The sequence below is a fragment of the Stenotrophomonas sp. P5_A8 genome (assembly GCF_056400545.1).
Map to the genome: position 1 here is coordinate 1 of NZ_JBFULB010000414.1, position 2,943 is coordinate 2,943.

The 2,943-nt window shown below is 63.9% G+C and carries 5 protein-coding genes and 1 tRNA gene; 1 reads left to right on the forward strand and 5 read right to left on the reverse strand.

Annotation, left to right across the window (positions count from 1 at the left end):
* On the forward strand, positions 1–469 hold a 469-nt coding region (locus AC1DQP_RS18895; RefSeq protein WP_478052244.1), incomplete at its 5' end, for a hypothetical protein.
* A gap of 367 nt (positions 470–836) precedes the next feature.
* On the opposite strand, the gene panB is transcribed toward AC1DQP_RS18895, so the two are convergent.
* From panB to AC1DQP_RS18920, 5 genes are all read right to left on the reverse strand, one after another.
* A complete protein-coding gene (panB, locus tag AC1DQP_RS18900; RefSeq protein ID WP_478052245.1) occupies positions 837–1,688 on the reverse strand; it encodes a 3-methyl-2-oxobutanoate hydroxymethyltransferase in 852 nt (283 codons plus the stop codon).
* A gap of 107 nt (positions 1,689–1,795) precedes the next feature.
* On the reverse strand, positions 1,796–2,056 hold the full coding sequence (locus AC1DQP_RS18905) for a hypothetical protein (protein ID WP_256774661.1): 261 nt from the start codon (positions 2,054–2,056) through the stop codon (positions 1,796–1,798).
* Between the two features lie 154 nt (positions 2,057–2,210).
* A tRNA-Pro gene (locus AC1DQP_RS18910) sits at positions 2,211–2,287 on the reverse strand.
* A 67-nt stretch (positions 2,288–2,354) separates the two neighbouring features.
* Positions 2,355–2,711, reverse strand: coding sequence for a MerR family transcriptional regulator (locus tag AC1DQP_RS18915; protein WP_068853353.1), 357 nt, complete (start codon positions 2,709–2,711; stop codon positions 2,355–2,357).
* Positions 2,692–2,943 (reverse strand): integration host factor subunit alpha (locus AC1DQP_RS18920; protein ID WP_478052246.1); only part of this gene is annotated, 252 nt, incomplete at its 5' end. The genes AC1DQP_RS18920 and AC1DQP_RS18915, both read right to left, overlap by 20 nt.

A 2,943-nucleotide genomic window follows, 5' to 3' on the forward strand; every position in this document is an offset into this window, starting at 1 on the left:
GCTCTCTCCTGCCGAACCCGCATCGCATGTCGCGCGAGGTGTGCGCCACGCCGGTATCGATCTCGTCGTGCTGTTGGCCACGTCCATTGTCTTCGCGTGTGTGCTGACCGCCCAGCTCAAGACCGAGCGGCTCGGATGGATGTGGCCGTCGATTCCCTACGATTACGGACGCGGCGACGTGCTGGTACATGCGTTGCTGGCAAGCCTGGCGGTGATGCCCGGGTTGGTGCTGGTTGGCCGGCTGGCATGCGTGCGCCGGTCATTGCGCTGGCAGGACCTGACCTTCGTCCTGGCCACACTGGTGGTCATCCGGCTCGGCCCGCCGGCTGCGCAGGTATTCGGTAACACCTGGAGCCAGTGGGAAATCACCGCCGGCCTGTTCCTGCTGCAATGGCCGATTGTGATCCCGCTCACCCTGGCGGCGGTCGTGCTGCGGCGTCTGATACGGCGGGTGCTGGGCCCGGGCTGAGCGCACCGGTATCGGCTGCCAGGGGCAAAACGGCGTGCCGGGGCCTCCATCGTCCCGTCGATACGGGGCTGGGTGAGTTGGAGCTTCTTGCTGAAAATCAGTTACTTGGAGCACCTTTGAGGATGCGGGGTCAGCGTCCCTCACTTCGCTAAGTGCATTTAATTTGTGATCATTGCCACAAATTCACACCTCCGTCACAATCGAGGCGTCCACCCAATCTGCCCACGCCCATGCGCGCGATTATCACCAAGCAACATCCGGCTTTGCTGAAGTTCTACTTCGTTGCCTGTTACGCGGTTCTGATCGAAGAAGTGCTGCGCGCCATCGGCTAGGACGGCCAACGACGCGCCCACCCCTCCCAGGCCGGTTACGACTGGAACGCGTGTTCCGGCCCGGGGAATACACCCGACTCGACCTCCGCCGCGAAGTCGCGCGCGGCCTTCTGCAGCAGCCCGTGCATGTCCGCGTACTGCTTGACGAAGCGCGGTAGCTGCCCGGTACGCAGACCGGCCATGTCCTGCCAGACCAGCACCTGCGCGTCGCAGTCGCTCCCTGCGCCGATGCCCACCGTGGGCACGGCGACCGCTGCGGTGATCTGCGCGGCGACGTCGGCCGGCACCATCTCGATCAGCACCGCGAAGGCACCGGCCGCTTCGAGGGCGCGCGCCGCTTCCACCAACACCGGGCCACTGTCGCCACGGCCCTGCACGCGGAAGCCGCCCAGCTGATGCTCCGATTGCGGGGTGAAGCCGATGTGCGCCATCACCGGAATACCCGAGCTCACCAGCTTGCGCACCTGCGGCACCATTTCAATACCGCCTTCGAGCTTGACCGCGTGCGCGCCGCCTTCCTTCATGAAACGCACCGCGGTATGGAAGCACTGCTCCGGCGAGGCCTGGTAGGACCCGAACGGCAGATCGGCAATCACCAGCGGACGGCGCGTGCAACGGCTCACCGCGCGCACCAGCGGCATCAGCTCATCGACGGTGACCGGCAACAGACTGTCGTTGCCGAATACGTTGTTGGACGCCGAATCCCCGATCAGCAGCACCGGAATACCGGCATCCTCGAAGATCGCGGCGGTGTACATGTCGTACGCGGTGAGCATCGCCCACTTTTCGCCACGCTCTTTCATCTGCTGCAGGTGCGGAATGCGCACACGCTTGGCCTGGGCCAGCGGACTCTGCGGGGTGGCGTACGGCGGGGGTTGTTCGTTCATGGCAATACCCTTGGATGTAGCGCCGACCGTGGATCGGCTGCGTTACGAAAAACGTCATGGCATCCGCAACGCCGCGCGACCGCGCGGCGGGTCCGGCATTCCGGTCGTCAGCGTTGGCTGGACAGCGTCTGTGCAACGTCCTTGATCAGCCCGGTAATCTCGTTGGCCAGGCGGCGGCTGTCGGCGATGGAGCCGAAGAAGCGGATCGTCCTCCCGTCGATTTCCACACCGGCAAGGCCGAGCGCGCCTTTCAGCGCATCCACATGCGCATGGAAAACCTCGAGCCACGCCGCAGACGGCGCGACATCGAGCATGGCCACGATGGCCTCGTCCTCGGTCTGATCAACGCGGGTGTGCAGGTCGGGCACGTCGAAGCCAAGCAGCCGCGGAGCGCYTGGATCGGGGGAGTGAGTGTTCATGGCCCATGGTATCGCCTATGCCGCGGCGGAAGCACTTGCGGGTGCCCCAAAAGAAAAAAGGCCTGCGCATCGCTGCACAAGCCTTTGATCGAATCACCAACATTGGTCGGGACGGCCGGATTTGAACCGACGACCCTCTGCCCCCCAGGCAGATGCGCTACCAGGCTGCGCTACGCCCCGATGATGCTGGCAATGTCCCCGCCTCTCAGCGGGCCGACGAGTATAACGGTTTTATCCGCGTATTTGTTCAGCGACGCAGCAATTGGAGCACTTCTTCCAACTCCATCCGCGTCTGCTTGATGATCTGGTTGCTCAGTGCCGATTCGTCGCGGGCACCGGCACCTTCCAGGCGCAGCCGCGCGCCGCCGATGGTGTAGCCCTGTTCGTAGAGCAGGCCACGGATCTGGCGCACCATCAGCACGTCATGGCGCTGGTAGTAACGTCGGTTGCCGCGGCGCTTGGCCGGCTCCAGGCTGGGAAACTCGGTCTCCCAGTAGCGCAGCACGTGCGGCTTGACGTCGCACAGCTCGCTGACTTCACCAATGGTGAAGTAGCGCTTGGCCGGTATCGGCGGAAGTTCGCGGTTACTGCCCGGATCCAGCATATGCCTCTACCCTTTCCTTGAGCTTCTGGCCCGGACGGAAGGTAACCACCGTACGGGCGGAAATCGGAATTTCCTCACCGGTCTTCGGGTTGCGGCCCGGGCGCTGGTTCTTGCGCCGCAGGTCGAAATTGCCGAAGCCGGACAGCTTCACCTGACGTCCCTGTTCCAATGCCTCTCGCAACACATCGAAGAACGCGTCGACAAATTCCTTGGCTTCGCGCTTGTTCAGACC